Origin of the sequence: Clostridium mediterraneense, assembly GCF_900091705.1 — a bacterium.
Classification (GTDB): Bacteria; Bacillota; Clostridia; order Clostridiales; family Clostridiaceae; genus Sarcina; species Sarcina mediterraneense.
In genome coordinates this window covers 2,181,044-2,197,764 of record NZ_LT594785.1, presented here as the reverse complement: position 1 = coordinate 2,197,764, position 16,721 = coordinate 2,181,044, and the positions used below count along the sequence as shown (strand labels likewise).

Below are 16,721 nucleotides of genomic sequence, written 5' to 3'. Positions count from 1 at the left end.
GAAAAAATATTCAATTGAGCAATATAGCATTTTTTTTATAATAATATTTACCCTAGGTTTAATAATGTCCAAAACATTAATAATTGGTAATGTAGAAATATATATAGAGGCTTCTACAATATTTTTTATATTTTTTATATTATATAGAATTTTTAAATTTAAACGAGATAAAAGTTATTATATGGAATTCATAAGAGATAATAAGTTCTTAGTAATGATAATTTCTATATATTCACTTTTAAATATTATAAGATGTTTTTTTGTGAAAATAGGAGTAGCAGTATATTTGCTTACTAAGATAATACCATTTATAGGATTTATATTTATTGCAGTATATTTAAAAAATGAAAAGAAGGAAGTTATGAATAAGTACTTTAATGTAATAGCGTATACATTTATTCTTTCATTAATAATATCGTTAGTTATGTATATATTTGGTTATACAAATGCAGCTTTTAGTTTTGATAAAATTATTAATTTAGTTGATTTTAAGGAAAGTAGAAATTTATATGGAGAATTAAGGTTATCAGGTTTCTTATCTCATAAATCTAGATTTTCAGTTTATTGTATGCTATGTACTTTTATTATGTATAGAATTAAATCTATAAATATTAATTTAAGAAGAATAGCAATTATTTTATCTACAATTTGTGTTATATTATCAAATTCTATGATGGGAATTACAATATATTTTGTTGAAGTTATTTTTATTTTAAGTTTTCATTTTAATATATTTAATAAATTTATGAAATTAAAGAATAAAAAAAATATAATTATAACTCTAATAGCTATATTGTTAGTTATTTTTAGTTGTAGTATTAAGTTTCTTTCAGAAAAAAGAGATATTAGTACTTTAGGAAGTAGAACCTTTATATGGAAGGCTGGTATAGAAACTTTTGTTAAAGATATTAATGGAATTGATAAAATGCCAAATTCTTTATGGATTGAAGCAGAACATGAGGGGCAAAAAATTTATTTTACTAATTCACATAATGTATATATAAATGAGTTTATAGAAGGGGGAATTTTAAGAGGTATAACATATATATTGATAAGTTTAGCATTAATATTGAAGAGTTTAAGAAGTAAAGAAATTGTATTTAGCATTTTATTATTCGGTATTTTATTTGGATTTTATAACTTTGAACTAATGGATGGAAGAGAAATGAAGTATATTTTGATATTGATTTATTCTTTTATATTATGTTCTAAATTACCAAAGGAGAGAGGGATAAGTGAAAAAACTTACTATAATAATTTGTACGTATAATAGATCTAATATTTTAAAAGAGTGTATATTGAGTTTGTTAAATAATAATACTGATAATAATTATGAAATATTAGTAGTAGATAATAATTCTACTGATAATACAAAAGAAATTATTGAACAATTAAAATTAAAATTTAGTAATTTAAAGTATATTTTTGAAGAAAAACAAGGATTAAGCTGTGCTAGAAATAGAGGAATATTAGAATCAACTACAGAGTTAGTAGCTTTTATTGATGATGATGTGATAGTAGAGAAGGGGTATGTAAAGAGTATATTAGAATATTTTATTAATGATAATAATGTATGTGCTGGAGGTAAAATATATACTATATGGCATCAAGATAAACCAGCTTGGTTTAATGATGGATTCTTTTCAATAATAGGCGAAACAAAGTATGGAAATTCTAATAGAGTTCTTGTGAATGAAGAGTATCCATATGGAGGAAATATGTTCTTTAGAAAAAGTATTTTTGATAAAATTGGAGTATTTGATGAAAAATTAGGCTTAAATGGAGATGAGATAGTAATGGGGGAAGAAGTAGACCTTTGTTCTAGAATAAGAAATTTGAATTATGAAATATATTATTTAAATAATGCTGTTGTAGGTCATAGAGTACATTTTAATAAAGTTAATAAGCAATACATAGATAAAAGATGGATTGAAGAGGGAAAAGCAACAGCACAAATAATAAATAAGAAAGATAAATATTATAGATTAAAAGAGCTAATTAAAAGACTACTCATATTGGAACTAAGAGATTATCCATTTTTTATAATAACAAATTTAATAAAATCAAATAATAAATTTTATTGGTATGCAAAAAAAAATAGAAGTCTAGCTTTATTAAGGAATATTAAAATAAAAGGTGTATAGGCTGTATAAATAGGAGGCTATAAAATGAAAGGAATAGTTTTAGCAGGGGGCTCAGGAACAAGGCTCTATCCAGTTACAAAGGCAATGTCAAAACAGATGATAGCAATATATGATAAACCTATGATTTATTATCCTATGTCAGTTTTAATGCTTGCTGGTATAAGAGATATTTTAATAATATCTACAGAAAGAGATTTACCAAATTTTAAAGAATTGTTTGGTACTGGTGAAGATTTAGGCTTAAATATAGAATATAAAATTCAAGAAAAGCCAAATGGACTTGCAGAAGCTTTTATTATAGGGGAAGAGTTTATAGGAAATGATAATGTAGCATTAATACTTGGAGATAATATTTTCTATGGACAAAATTTTAGTAGTCATTTAAAAGAAGCAGCGAAGCTTGAAAAAGGGGCTATGGTATTTGGATATTATGTTCAGGATCCTAAATCATTTGGAGTAGTTGAATTTAATCAAAACGGACAAGTTATTTCTTTAGAAGAAAAACCGGAAAAACCAAAGTCAAAATATGCAGTTCCAGGATTATATTTCTATGATAATTCTGTTGTAGAAAAAGCTAAATCATTAAAACCTTCTGCTAGAGGAGAACTTGAAATAACAGATTTAAATAGATTGTATATGAATGAAGAAAAGTTGAAAGTAGATTTACTTGGAAGAGGGATGGCATGGCTTGATACAGGAACACATGCTTCAATGCTTCAGGCATCAAATTTTGTAGAGGCTGTTCAAAATACTCAAGGGACTTATATCGCATGCTTAGAAGAAATTGCTTATAGAAAAGGGTGGCTTTCAGCAAAAAAGGTTTTAGAACTTGCAAAACCACTTATGAAAACAGGTTATGGTAAATATTTAGTTGATATAGTTGAAGAAGTTGAAGCTAAAACTATAATTCAATTTTAAAATAAGGAGGAATTGTAGTGAGTAATTTTAAATTTATAGAGACTAAAATTAGAGATTTATATATTATAGAGCCAAAGGTATTTGGTGATGAAAGAGGATATTTTCTAGAGACTTATAATGAAAATAGCTTTAGAGAAGCTGGACTTAAGATGAAGTTTGTACAAGATAATGAATCTAGATCTAAAAAAGGTGTGTTAAGAGGGTTGCATTTTCAAACTCAAAATACACAAGGTAAACTTGTTAGAGTTACTGAAGGCAAAGTATTTGATGTTGCTGTTGATTTAAGAAAAGGTTCTCCTACTTATGGAAAGTGGGAAGGCGTTATTTTAAGTGCAGAAAATAAAAAGCAGTTCTATGTTCCTGAAGGGTTTGCACATGGATTTTTAGTTTTATCAGATTATGCAACTTTTAATTATAAGTGTACAGATTTTTATGCGCCACAGTATGATAGTGGACTTTTGTGGAATGATAAAGATGTAAATATAAAGTGGCCTTTAGATGGAATAGATGAAGTTATTTTATCAGATAAAGATAAAGTACAAAAAACTTTGAAAGAACTAGATATTCCATTTTTATATGAATAAATAGTTAAAGGTAAAATTAAATTAGTTTTTTAGGAGTTAATGATGAAAATATTAATAACTGGTTCAAATGGTCAGCTTGGAAATGAACTAAAAAAAATAGTAGAAACGGGACAAGCTGAAATAGCAGGTATTTCTTTAAAAATAAAAAATTCTGAAGTTATTGCTTTAGATATAAATGATTTAGATATAACAAACTTTTTGATGGTAAAAGAAAAACTAAAAAATATAAAGCCAGATGTAGTTATTAATTGTGCAGCAGCTACTAATGTTGATGGATGTGAGTCAAATGAAGATTTAGCTTTTAAGGTTAATTCATTAGGAGCAAAAAATTTAGCTATAGTTTGTGAAGAGATAGGAGCAAAAATAGTACAAGTATCTACTGATTATGTTTTTAGTGGAAAAGGAGATACACCTTTAACTGAATTTGATTTAGTTTCTCCATATAGTGTTTATGGAAAAACTAAATTATTAGGTGAAAATTATGTAAAAGATTTTTCTTCAAAATATTTTATAGTGAGAACAGCTTGGTTATATGGATATATAGGTCATAATTTTGTTTATACAATGCAAAGACTAGGAAGAGAAAAAGATTCATTAAAAGTAGTTAATGATCAAAGAGGAAATCCAACTCATGCTAATGATTTAGCTTATCATATCTTAAAATTAATAGAAACTGAAGAGTATGGAATTTATCATTGCACAGGTAAGGGAGAGTGCACTTGGTATGATTTTGCTAAAAAGATAATGGAATTATCAAATATTGAGTGTAGTGTAAATCCATGTAGTTCAGAAGAATATAAAACTCCAGCTAAAAGACCAGAGTATTCTTCATTAGATAATATGATGTTAAGGTGTACAGTTGGTGATGAAATGAGAGATTGGGAAGTAGCATTAGAAAGTTTTATAAGAAATAATTCAAATAAATAAAAGGGGGTATTATAATGAAAACTTATTTAGTAACAGGTGGAGCCGGATTTATAGGTTCAAATTTTGTTTTATATATGTTAGAGAAATATAAAGATATAAAAATAATAAATTTAGATAAATTAACTTATGCAGGAAATTTAGAAAATTTAAAATTATTAGAAAATGATAGTAGACATGTATTTGTTCAGGGAGATATCGGTGATAGAAGTTTAGTAAAAGATTTATTTGAAAATTATGCAATAAATTATGTAGTTAATTTTGCAGCAGAGTCTCATGTTGATAGAAGCATTGAGGACCCAGAAATATTTGTTAAGACAAATGTTTTAGGAACTTTAAATCTTTTAAATTGTTCAAAAGAAGCTTGGCAGATAAATGATGAATGGAAGGCTGGAGTTAAATTCCTTCATGTTTCAACTGATGAAGTATATGGTTCACTTGGAGAAGATGGATATTTTACTGAGTTAACACCGCTTGATCCTCATAGTCCATATTCAGCAAGTAAAACAAGCTCAGATTTAATGGTTAAGGCTTATTGTGATACATACAAAATGCCAGTTAACATAACAAGATGTTCAAATAATTATGGGCCATATCAGTTTCCAGAAAAATTAATACCATTATTAATAAACAATTGTTTAAATCATAAGGAACTACCTATTTACGGTGATGGATTAAATATAAGAGATTGGCTATATGTTGAGGATCATTGTAAAGCTATAGATATGGTTATTAATAGTGGAAAAATTGGTGAAGTTTACAATGTAGGTGGACATAATGAAAGAACAAATCTTCAAATAGTTAAAACAGTTATAGATTATTTAAATGAAAATGTAGATAAAAATATAACGGATAGTTTAATGAAATTTGTTGAAGATAGAAAAGGTCATGATAGAAGATATGGAATAGATCCAACAAAAATAAAAGAAGAATTAGGGTGGTATCCTGAGACTACTTTTGAAGTTGGAATAAAGAAAACTATTAAATGGTATTTAGATAATAAAGAATGGATGGATAATATAACTTCTGGAGAGTATCAAAATTACTATAAAAAAATGTATACATAATTAATTGGATATTTAGATACTAAATATATTTTTAATTTATTATGTTAGATTATAAAGTTAATTTTGTTATACTCTAATATTTATAATTTGTATTAGGAGATTATATGTATAAAAAGATAAAGGCAATTAAAGAAAATAAACTAGTAAAAAATTTTATTGTTCTTTTAACAGGAGAAGGAATAAGTTCAATATTAAGTATGTTATCTGTAATATTAATAGTTAAAGCTATAGGGCTTGAAGGTAATGGAATGATTTTATCAATACAGGCTTACTGTTTGTTATTAACTAGTATATTTGGATTTAAATCTTTTCAAGCATTAATTAAATATATTTCTAAGGAAATACAAAAAGAGAATTTTGAAAAAGTAAAAAATTATATAAAACAATCATATTTTTTAGATATTGTTGCAGCAGTTATAACTATGATTGTTAGTTTTATATTTGTGAATCTTTATTCTAAATTTATGGGATGGAATAATGAACTATTAAGGTATTCTTATATGTTTATAGTAGCAACAGTATTTCAGATACAGGGAACTCCAATAGGTATATTAAGAATATTTGATAAGTTTAATTATATAACTTATAACAATGTAATAGTATCAGTTTTAAGAGTTATATTTTACTTAATAGGTATTTTTATGGGATTAAAATTAAATTATTTTATGTATATAGAATTATTTTTATATGTATTACCCAATATAACTTTAAATTATTTATCATATAGGACTTTAAAAGAAAATAAGTTACAAGATTTCTATAAGGTTAAATTTAAAATAGATAAGAATTTCTTTAAATTCAATTTTTATAGTAATATATCATCTACAATTGATATACCTATTAGCCATTTAACAACTATAATGATAAATAAATATCTAGGTTATTCAGAAATATCTATATATAAAATATTTGAAAAAATAGGTTCCTTAATAGGTAAAATAGGATCTCCAATTGGTCAAATAATATATCCTGAATTAACAGAGAAGATTTCTAAAAAAGAGTATAAAAAGGCAAAAAATATGAGTGATAAATTAATGTACTATATTGGAGGGGCTGGAATTGTATTAACAATATTTGCTTACTTAACTCATAAATTATGGCTATGGATATTTATAACTGACTATGGAGATTATATTTATCCATTAATAATATATTTATTATTTACAGTATTTATTAATTGTACTGTGGGAGTACATAATTTATTTTTAGCTTTAAATTATATAAAATATACTATTCCGATATTAACTATTGTAAATTTAGTATATTTAATAATTATGTATATTCTAATAACACAAATAGGATTAAGTGGGGTAATTATATCATTATTTTTACAAGCAGTAATTATTGTAGCTTTAAAAATAATAATAATGAAAAAAAATTCTTATGAGGAAAATAAAAATTAAATTTGAGAATAAGTTATGAGTAAAAATTAAAATTGAATAAAAGGGGAGAGTAAATTGGTGAAGAGGTATAATAAAGCTATAAGTTTGATATTAAGTATAATTTTATTTGCTATTATGATACCAGGAAAAATGGTACAAGCAGATAATAATTTAAATATTATATCTGAAACAATAATAACAAAAGAAGATGCTAAAAGATGGGCTAGAGGGAAAAATGCTACCAATACATTTATAGAATTAGCTGATTTGTATTGGGAATATTATGATAAACATGGATATGTAAATCCTGCTATTGCATATATTCAATCAGGAATAGAAACTGGTTTTGGTAATTTTGGTGGTGTAATAGATGAAACATACTTTAATCCGTGTGGAATGAAAAATCCTGTTGGGGGTGAAGATATAGATCCTAATGCACATTATAAGTTTAATAATTGGCATGAAGGAGTAAAAGCTCATTTAGATCATTTAGCGTTATATGCAGGAGCAGATTCATATCCTAGAACAAATAATACATATGATCCTAGACATTTTAATTATTTATATGGATCAGCTAAGAATGTTAGTTCATTATCAGGTAAATGGGCAAATGATAGTGAATATGGAGATAAAATAATTAGAAATTATAATGAGATGAGAGCGTTATCTAAAAAGCCATCTAAAATGTGGATTGAATCTCCTAGTAATGGAACAGTTATAGATAATACTTTTAAAATAGTAGGTTGGGGAATTAATGATTCAGGAGTTCAAAAGGTTAATGTTTATGTAGATGGGAAATATTTTAGTGAACTTAGAAGTGGTATTATAAGATATGATGTTGATAGTGCATACCCAGGATATTTAGATGGATATAAGTCAGGTTTTGAGGGAATAATTGATTTATCTAATCATTCATCAGGTCAACATCATATTAAAGTAGAGGTTGTTGGGAAAGATGGTACGTCTCAATCACAGGAATTTAACATAGAAAGAAAGAAGAAGAAGTCATTAATGTGGATTGAAAAACCTAGTAATAATTCTACTTTTACAAAAGAGATAGAAATATCAGGTTGGGCATTAGATGATTCTGGTATTAGCGAAATTAAAGCATATGTAGATAATAAATATGTGGGGACTCTTACTAGTGGAATTGTTAGAGAAGATGTAGATAATGTATATCCTGGATATGTAGGAGGAAAGAATTCAGGGTTTAGTGGAAAAATAAGTTTAGATAAATATTCTAGTGGTAATCATGTTATTAGAATTGATGCTATAGGGAAAGATAAAAGTATTAATTCACAGTATGTAAATATAATAAGAAATAAGAAACAATCAATGACATGGATAGATTATCCTACTGATGGACAAAGCTTTGAACATACATTCAAAATTGTTGGATGGGGGATAAATGATTCTGGAGTAAAGGCTGTAAAAGCGTATATAGATGGAAAATATATAAAAGATTTAGGTATTGGTTTAATAAGAGAAGATGTTAATAATTTATACCCAGGATATACAACTGGAAAAAATTCAGGATTTGAAGGTGAAATAAATTTAAGAAATTATTCTGATGGTCAATATACATTAAGAGTTGATGTAATAGGTAATGATAATAGTATAGATACAGCATATAAAGTAATAAATAAGAAAAATAAAGAAGCTAAGATGTGGATAGAATCTCCAGCAAATGGACAATCAGTTAATGAATTATTAAATATATCAGGGTGGGCCATTAATAATTCTGGAGTGAAAGAAATAAAAGCTTATATAGATAATAGATATATTAAAAATTTAACAACTGGATTAATAAGAGAAGATGTAAATAATGCTTATCCAGGATATATAAATGGAAATAAATCTGGATTTGAAGGATATTTAGATTTAAGTAATTATTCAAGTGGTATGCATAATATTACTGTAAAGGTAGTAGGTAATGATAACAGTATTCAATCACAAGTTATCTCAATAAACTTAGTTAAAAAACAATCTAAGGTTTGGATTGATAAACCTTTAAATGGATATAATACTAATAAGGATAATATACAATTAGAGGGATGGGCTTTAAATAGTAGCGGTGTAAAAGATATTAATGTATATATAAATGATAGCTTTATAGGTAAGGCTACTAAAGGAATTGCTAGACCAGATGTAAATAATGCTTATCCAGGATATAAAGATGGTTACAATAGTGGATTTAAAATGAATATTGACTTAACTAAACAAAGTAGAGGAAATAAGATTATAAAGGTAGAGGTAGTAGGTAATGATGGAAGTAAAAATTACATAAGTACTTCAATATATTTAGATAAAGTAAATATAATTGATTTAGGATTAGAATTTGATTTTGGTGTAGAAGGACCTTTACCTAATGTGCCAGATAAATTAGTTTTACATCATGCAGCGGGTAATGCAACAGCTGCATCAGTTCATAACTTTCATAGGTTTACAAATGGATGGGCTGGAATAGGATATCATTTCTATATTCATAAGGATGGAAAGATATATAAAGGAAGAGAAGAAAATTGGAGAGGGGCTCATGCAGCGGAAGTTGGTCCAAGTGATGGTAACCTAGATAATGATACTAATGCTACATCTTTAGGTATAGCTGTAATGGGTGATTATTATAAAGAAACTATGCCGAAGGCACAAGAAGATGCAGTTGTAGAATTAGGAAAATATTTAGTTAGTAAATATGGAATGAAGCAAATATTTAGACATGGTGATCCTGGAATAGGACAAACATTATGTCCAGGTAAAAATTATCCGTTTGAAAGAATAAAAGCAAGAATCTTAAATAAACAAATATTTGTGTATAAACAAGATTAGTAATAAGAAAATATATTATCAATAAATTTATTAAAAGAGTAAGATTATATTAAATCTTACTCTTTTATTCATATAGAAATAACTAAGTATACATTTATTTAATAAATTAAGTTAACTGAAATAATATTATATTTATGGTAATATAAATACATATTACTGAAAGAATACTATTTTATTTAGGTAATATATATAGTTTGTTTTTGTGAAGATATTTTAAAATTTTATAGTAGATTAATTAAGTGTTGGCAATGAGTATTTATTTAAATATAAATACTCATGTTTTTATATCATATTTTATAATTTTTAGTTAGGAGTTATGAATTTGTTATAAGGAAGGTTTGGATGAGTATGAGAAAATTAATAAATGTTGTAGTTACATTATGTTTAATTTTTGGTGGGATAGGTATTTTAACTAAATATATAACTAGAAATAATAAGGTTGATCAATATATTTATTTAAAGGAAAAGGCTATAGGTAATTATATTGGTGATCCATCATTAATAAATGATAATTCTAAGCTTAAGCTACCTCAAGGTAACATTATTATTAATAATAAAACTATTATGCAAAATATAAAAGGTAATAAGGCTATTTATGATCAAACAATGAAAGTGATTAGTAACTGCACAACAGATTTAGAGAAGGCTGAGGCTATTTATGTGTGGGTAGCAGAAAATATAACATATAATTCAAAAGAAGCAGCATATGTTAGTGAAGGTAAGACTTTACTAGGCTATGGTGGAGCTATAGATACTTTTAAAACTAAAAGTGGAGTTTGTTTAGATTATGCTTCATTATATTTTGTAATGGCTAAAGATGCTGGTTTAGATGTTAGAATGATTGGTGGACAAGGCCTTGGAGGAAATCCAGATAGTCCTAGTTGGGCAGGACATGAATGGAATCAAGTGTATATTCCTTCATTAGGTAAATGGGTTAATGTAGATTGTACATTTGCTAATAGTTATGTAGCAGAAGTTAAAAGAATTGGAGAGCCTGTTATTTATAAAGGATTATTATCAGAACAACCAAGTTATAAGGTTGTAAAAGATATAAATAATAATGAGATAAGTATAGTAAAGATAAGTACAGCAGACTATTTTAATACAAGTAATTTTGATAAAACTCATAAAGATGGAGTAGTAACAGCTCAATGGGGTACACCTAAAGAATCTTAGAATTTAATAATTTATAAATTATAGTTGTATTATTTAAAAATGGTACAACTATAATTTTTTTAGTCTTACATTTATGTTATAATAATTTAAAATTCAGAAAACGACAATAAAAGGATGGGTAAGATATGTACAAGTTAATAGCATTAGATATGGATGGAACTTTATTAAGAGAAGATAAGACAGTATCAGATAAAACTAAAAAAGCTTTAAATGATGCAAGAGCTAAAGGGGTTAAAGTAGTTTTATCATCAGGAAGACCAATAGAAGGACTTTATAAATATTTAGAAGAATTAGATTTAATTAAAGATGGTGAATATGTTCTTAGCTATAATGGTTCACTTGTTCAAGAAGTTAAGAGTAAAAATATAATAGCAAGTAAAACTTTATTAGGAAAAGATTTAAAAGAACTTACTGAGCTTAGTGAAAAATTAGGTGTATTTATACATGCTTTTTCAAAGATAGAAGGACTTATAACTAATAAAATAAATGAGTACACACAGCTTGAAGCAGATTTAAATGGAATCAAGATTTTAGAAAGAAGTTTTGATGATATTGAAGATAATGAAGAAATGATAAAAATAATGATGATAGATTCTAAAGAAAATATAGATAAGGCTATTGAGAATTTACCAGAAAGTGTTAAAGAAAAGTATACAGTAGTAAGAAGTGCTCCAGTATTTTTAGAATTCTTAAATAAAGAAAGTAATAAGGGAACAGGTCTTGAAGCTCTAGTAAAACATATGGGAATTTCAAGAGATGAAGTTATAGCAGTAGGAGATGCTGGTAATGATCTTCATATGATTGAATATGCTGGTCTTGGAGTAGCTATGGGAAATGCTTTTGATGAAGTTAAGGAAATAGCTAACCATATAACTAAAACTAATGAAGAAGATGGTGTAGAAGCTGTTATAAGTAAATTTATTTTATCATAATAAAAAAGGAGCTAGTTTATAGCTCCTTTTTAATTTTGTATTTATTTAGCTTTCAGATGATATGCTTACTCTTTCACTTTGTCTGAAAAAGAAATTACCTATTATAAAAGCAATAACAAATGGTAATATCCATCCAAATCCTGATGAGTATAGTGGTAAGTAGCCAAGTATATCAGCAAGAGGCTTTGAGTATCCAGCAATAAATGTAAGAATACTTATTATAAGTGTTGTATAAACACAAAGTTGATATACAAATGTACTTCTAACAAATCTATCAAATAAATTAAGTAATATAAGAACTATTGTTATAGGATAGATTATTCCAAGAATGCTAGCTGAAAGTGAAATTATATTATCTAATCCAACACTAGCTATTCCAATACTTATAACTACCATTGCAAGTACATTATAAGTGTATTTTAATTTTCCATTTGAAATTCTTTCAAAGAATTCTCCACCTGATGATAGAAGTCCAATTGATGTTGTTAAACAAGCAAGTCCAAGAGCAACTCCTATTGTTATTGTTCCAATTTTACCAAGAATTGAGCTTGATAAGAATAATAATAATGTTGAGTTTGAAAGACCATTTGCAAGACTTCCTGTTCTTGAACCAAGGAAGATAAGACCACCATAAACAAGTCCTAGTCCAATGATAGCAACTATTGAAGCTTTTACAGTAACTTTTATTATTTGATTTTCCTTATATCCTTTTGATTTAACAGCTCCTATGATAAGTGAAGCAAAGATTATTGAAGCAAGAGCATCCATTGTTTGATATCCATCAATAAGTGATTTAGCTAATGGATTTGCTACATCAGTTGGTGAATATCCTGATACAGGATTAATTATTCCTTTAACTATTAATATTACTAGTATAAATAATAATATTGGAGTTAAATATTTTCCTATTGTTTCAATTATCTTTGATGGTCTTAATACAAATATTAAGTTTATAGCAAAGTATATTACTATAAATATGAATGTATTAAAATGTTCAAAGTTTGGTTGAATAGAAATTTCATAAGTTGTTGCTGCAGTTCTAGGAATTGCAAGCATAGGTCCTATTAATAAAAATAATGCTATTGAATATATTTTTGAAAAGTTTTTTCCAACTTTTAATGACAATTCTTCAAAATTACCATGATTTTTAGTAGCTGCAAGAAGACCAAGTAAAGGTAGTCCTACCCCTGTTATAGTAAAACCTATTATACCAAGCCAATAATGTTCACCAAGAGTTTGTCCTAAAAATGGAGGAAATATTAAATTTCCAGCACCAAAGAACATTGAGAATAATGCGAATCCTATTATTAAGTAATCTTTTGTTTTCTTATTCATATGAATATGTCCCCCTTCCTGGGATTTTTAATTTGTTATAAATAATCTCTAAAATTTATATATGAGTTAATAATATCAAATTTTATTTATTAATTCAATAAATTTATAGGTATTTAACTAATAAAAAAATAATATTAATCAATAAAATTGAATAAATTCAATAAAATGGTATAGATACAAGTATTAAATTATAAAATAAGTAATTTTTAGGTGCTTGATTTAAGTTTTGAATAAAATATATAAAATCTATTAATTTATGTTACTATATACGCTATAATGGTTATAGGTAATAATGGTAGTAGAAAAATTATTAACTAAAAAATACAACTATATTTAAGAGAAAGGAGAATATCTCTATGGAAAACGATAAAAAGGTTATATTTAGTGGAATTCAACCTTCAGGAAATTTAACACTTGGAAATTATTTAGGAGCTATAAAATCATGGGTAGAGCTTCAAAAAGAATATGAGTGTTACTATTGTGTTGTTGATCTTCATGCTATAACAGTAAGACAGTCACCAGCAGACCTTAGAAAGCGAACTTTAGAAATATTAGCTATATATATAGCTTCAGGAATAGATGTTGAAAATAATGCTCTATTTATTCAATCACATGTGCCAGCACATGCTGAATTAGCATGGCTTCTAACATGTAATTCATATATGGGAGAGCTTAGTAGAATGACTCAATATAAAGATAAGTCTCAAAAAGCTGTAGATGCAGGAGAATCAATAGGGGCAGGATTATTCACTTATCCAGTTCTTATGGCAGCAGATATTTTATTATATCAAACAGATTTAGTTCCAGTGGGTATAGACCAAAAACAACATTTAGAACTATCAAGAGATATTGCTACAAGATTTAATAATACTTATAGCCCTACATTTAAAATTCCAGAAGCATATCTACCAAAAGCAGGAGCAAAAATAATGGATCTTCAAGACCCAACAAAGAAAATGTCTAAGTCAGAAAGTAATCCAAATGCTTCAATTTTCCTTATGGATAAACCTGAAGATATTAGACGAAAAATAGTGAGAGCAGTTACTGATAGTATCGGAGTTGTAAATTATACAGATGAGCAACCAGGAGTTAAGAATCTTATTAATATCTTATCTACAATAGAAGGTGTAAGACCAGAAGATATAGTAAAGAGATATGAAGGTAAAGGATACGCAGAATTTAAGAAAGATGTAGCAGAAGCAATAGTTGCAGAGTTAGAACCAGTTCAAAATAAAGTTAGGGAACTTTTAGCTGATAAAAAACAATTAGAAGCTATCTATAAAGCTGGTGCAGAAAAAGCAAATTATGTAGCTACAAAAACTTTAAGAAAAGTTCAAAAGAAAATTGGATTAATACCAAGATAGTATATAATGAGGGTGCCTTAGTATAGGGTATCCTTATTATTATATTCAAAATACTTGTTATAAATAGCAAATGATTGATATAATTAACTAGTATTTTGTATGAAATACTAAAATGTACATATAATTAATAATATGGGGTGAAAGTTTGTGGAGAAAAGAATTTTAATAGTTGATGATGAGGCTCATATTAGGGAGCTTATAAAATTCAACTTAGAGAAAAATGGGTTTAGAACATTACAAGCAGCCGACGGAAAAGAAGCTTTAGAGCTTGCAAAAGAAAGAAAGGTAGATTTAATAATATTAGATCTTATGATTCCTATAATGGATGGGTTTGAAGTTTGTAAGGAAGTTAGAAAAGATAGTACTATAGGAAATACACCTATAATAATGTTAACCGCTAAGAGTGAAGAAATAGATAAAATACTTGGACTTGAACTTGGTGCTGATGATTATATGACAAAACCTTTTTCTGTAAGAGAGCTTGTAGCTAGAGTCAAAGCTCAACTTAGAAGAAATTCAACAAGAACAGAAGAAAATTTATTTAAATTTGGAGATGTTTCAGTAAATCTTCAAACTAGAGAAGTGAAAAAGTCTGAGGAGAGGATAGAACTTACGCTTAAAGAGTTTGAGATATTAAAACTTCTTATTAAGAATAAAGGTAATATCTTAACAAGAGAAATGCTACTTGATAAGATATGGGGATATGAATATATAGGAGAAACTAGAACTGTTGATGTTCATATAAGACATTTAAGACAAAAGATAGAGGATGATGATAAGAATCCTATGTTTATACAAACTATAAGAGGTGTTGGATATAAATTTATTTGTGATGGAGAATAGTGAATTTATATGCGATTTTTGTAGAATGAATTATGTTGACAAGCTTATATAAGAAATATAAACTTTAATTAAAGTCTTATTTATTTAAAATTTAATAGTTTAGCTAGGGGTGCCTTATGGCTGAGAGAATTATCAACCCTTGAACCTGATATGGTTAATACCAGCGTAGGAAAGCTACTTAATTTAAATCATTAAACTATTGATTAACTATAATTTGATATAGTTATTTTATTATACTAGTAATGATTTTATTTTTTGTATATACAGCAATATTTCCGAGCGAAATATTGCTTTTTTGTTTTCTCTAAACTTTAGATAATTATTTAAATAAAGATTTATCAAATAGAAAAGGTGGGAGAATCATGATTGTAGATTTATTAGTTTACGCAGTATCAATAGGATTTTTAATCTTATTTGTAATAGGATTTAGGAAAACTGATATGACTTTAAAAAAGATGATTGTAATATCTCTTTTTAGTGCAATAGCATTTATTTTATCATTTATTCAGTTTATATCATATCCACAAGGAGGAGGTATAAACCTTGTTCCTATGGTACCTATAATGTTAATTGGAATCTTATATGGAAATGCTGAAGGAATGACTTGTGGTTTAATATTTGGAATTTTAAGTCTTATTACTGGAGGACATATTGTTTCAATCGCTGAAGCTTTATTAGATTATATATTAGCATTTGTTGTTTTAGGTCTTTCAGGATTTGTAGGACGAGATAATAAATATAAAATATTAATATCATCTATAATAGTAGTTGCACTTAGTGTATTTTCTAATATTGTTTCAGGAGTATATTTTTATGGAGAATATGCACCTCAAGGAATGAATGTATGGAAATATTCAATAGTATATAATCTAACTAGTACAGGAGTAGTAGGTATTTTAAGTATTATAGTTATTATGCTATTACCATTAAATAAACTAAAAAAAGCTATTAAAGCATAATTTAGTTTAAATAAAAAATAGCCTCAATTCTTAAAAATTTATATAAAAGTAAAAGCTATAAACATTTTTTATGTTTATAGCTTTTATTATTTTAAGTAGAAAAGGTGTAAATATATTTTTCCTTGTGTTAAGAAAAGTTAACCTTGTCTTTTCATTTCTTAACTTAAAGATAATTTAGGCTTAATTAAGCTAGTTTAAGATTAGATTATAGGATGGACAAGATAATATTTAAAATGATAGTTTAATTAAATGTTTAGGGGGAAAATT

General features: G+C 26.4%; 14 protein-coding genes and 1 riboswitch. Of the genes, 13 read left to right on the top strand and 1 reads right to left on the bottom strand.

The window, feature by feature from the left end; genetic code table 11:
• Nucleotides 1-181 precede the first annotated feature (181 nt).
• From BN8917_RS12160 to yidA, 10 genes are all read left to right on the top strand, one after another.
• Complete coding sequence (locus BN8917_RS12160; protein WP_207644771.1) at nt 182-1,270, top strand: hypothetical protein; 1,089 nt, start codon at nt 182-184, stop codon at nt 1,268-1,270.
• The gene (locus tag BN8917_RS12155; RefSeq protein ID WP_066874761.1) at nt 1,236-2,144 is read left to right on the top strand and encodes a glycosyltransferase family 2 protein; all 909 of its coding nucleotides are present in this window, start codon (nt 1,236-1,238) and stop codon (nt 2,142-2,144) included. The genes BN8917_RS12160 and BN8917_RS12155 overlap by 35 nt, the downstream gene beginning before the upstream one ends.
• A 24-nt stretch (nt 2,145-2,168) precedes the next feature.
• The gene (gene rfbA, locus BN8917_RS12150) at nt 2,169-3,062 is read left to right on the top strand and encodes a glucose-1-phosphate thymidylyltransferase RfbA (RefSeq protein ID WP_066874758.1); all 894 of its coding nucleotides are present in this window, start codon (nt 2,169-2,171) and stop codon (nt 3,060-3,062) included.
• Nucleotides 3,063-3,079: 17 nt separating this feature from the next.
• Nucleotides 3,080-3,646: a dTDP-4-dehydrorhamnose 3,5-epimerase gene (gene rfbC / locus BN8917_RS12145; protein WP_066874757.1), complete on the top strand. Its 567-nt coding sequence runs from the start codon at nt 3,080-3,082 to the stop codon at nt 3,644-3,646.
• Nucleotides 3,647-3,688: 42 nt separating this feature from the next.
• On the top strand, nt 3,689-4,573 hold the full coding sequence (gene rfbD, locus BN8917_RS12140) for a dTDP-4-dehydrorhamnose reductase (RefSeq protein WP_066874755.1): 885 nt from the start codon (nt 3,689-3,691) through the stop codon (nt 4,571-4,573).
• A 14-nt stretch (nt 4,574-4,587) separates the two neighbouring features.
• The gene (rfbB, locus tag BN8917_RS12135; RefSeq protein WP_066874753.1) at nt 4,588-5,637 is read left to right on the top strand and encodes a dTDP-glucose 4,6-dehydratase; all 1,050 of its coding nucleotides are present in this window, start codon (nt 4,588-4,590) and stop codon (nt 5,635-5,637) included.
• 104 nt (nt 5,638-5,741) lie between these two features.
• Nucleotides 5,742-7,040, top strand: coding sequence for a lipopolysaccharide biosynthesis protein (locus BN8917_RS12130; protein WP_066874752.1), 1,299 nt, complete (start codon nt 5,742-5,744; stop codon nt 7,038-7,040).
• A 57-nt stretch (nt 7,041-7,097) separates the two neighbouring features.
• Nucleotides 7,098-9,845, top strand: a complete 2,748-nt coding sequence (locus BN8917_RS12125; RefSeq protein ID WP_066874747.1) for an Ig-like domain-containing protein — start codon at nt 7,098-7,100, stop codon at nt 9,843-9,845.
• Nucleotides 9,846-10,187: 342 nt separating this feature from the next.
• Nucleotides 10,188-11,021: a transglutaminase-like domain-containing protein gene (locus BN8917_RS12120; protein WP_066874744.1), complete on the top strand. Its 834-nt coding sequence runs from the start codon at nt 10,188-10,190 to the stop codon at nt 11,019-11,021.
• Between the two features lie 125 nt (nt 11,022-11,146).
• Complete coding sequence (gene yidA, locus BN8917_RS12115) at nt 11,147-11,953, top strand: sugar-phosphatase (RefSeq protein WP_066874742.1); 807 nt, start codon at nt 11,147-11,149, stop codon at nt 11,951-11,953.
• A gap of 45 nt (nt 11,954-11,998) precedes the next feature.
• Here yidA and brnQ read toward each other — a convergent pair whose 3' ends face one another.
• The gene (brnQ, locus tag BN8917_RS12110) at nt 11,999-13,288 is read right to left on the bottom strand and encodes a branched-chain amino acid transport system II carrier protein (RefSeq protein WP_066874741.1); all 1,290 of its coding nucleotides are present in this window, start codon (nt 13,286-13,288) and stop codon (nt 11,999-12,001) included.
• A 356-nt stretch (nt 13,289-13,644) separates the two neighbouring features.
• Here brnQ and trpS point away from each other — a divergent pair, with 356 nt between their 5' ends.
• The 3 genes from trpS (at nt 13,645) to thiT (ending at nt 16,454) form a co-directional block, all read left to right on the top strand.
• On the top strand, nt 13,645-14,652 hold the full coding sequence (trpS, locus tag BN8917_RS12105; RefSeq protein ID WP_066874740.1) for a tryptophan--tRNA ligase: 1,008 nt from the start codon (nt 13,645-13,647) through the stop codon (nt 14,650-14,652).
• A gap of 147 nt (nt 14,653-14,799) precedes the next feature.
• A complete protein-coding gene (locus tag BN8917_RS12100; protein ID WP_066874739.1) occupies nt 14,800-15,495 on the top strand; it encodes a response regulator transcription factor in 696 nt (231 codons plus the stop codon).
• Between the two features lie 95 nt (nt 15,496-15,590).
• Nucleotides 15,591-15,684, top strand: a riboswitch (TPP riboswitch).
• 173 nt (nt 15,685-15,857) lie between these two features.
• On the top strand, nt 15,858-16,454 hold the full coding sequence (gene thiT / locus BN8917_RS12095; RefSeq protein ID WP_066874737.1) for an energy-coupled thiamine transporter ThiT: 597 nt from the start codon (nt 15,858-15,860) through the stop codon (nt 16,452-16,454).
• Nucleotides 16,455-16,721 lie beyond the last annotated feature (267 nt).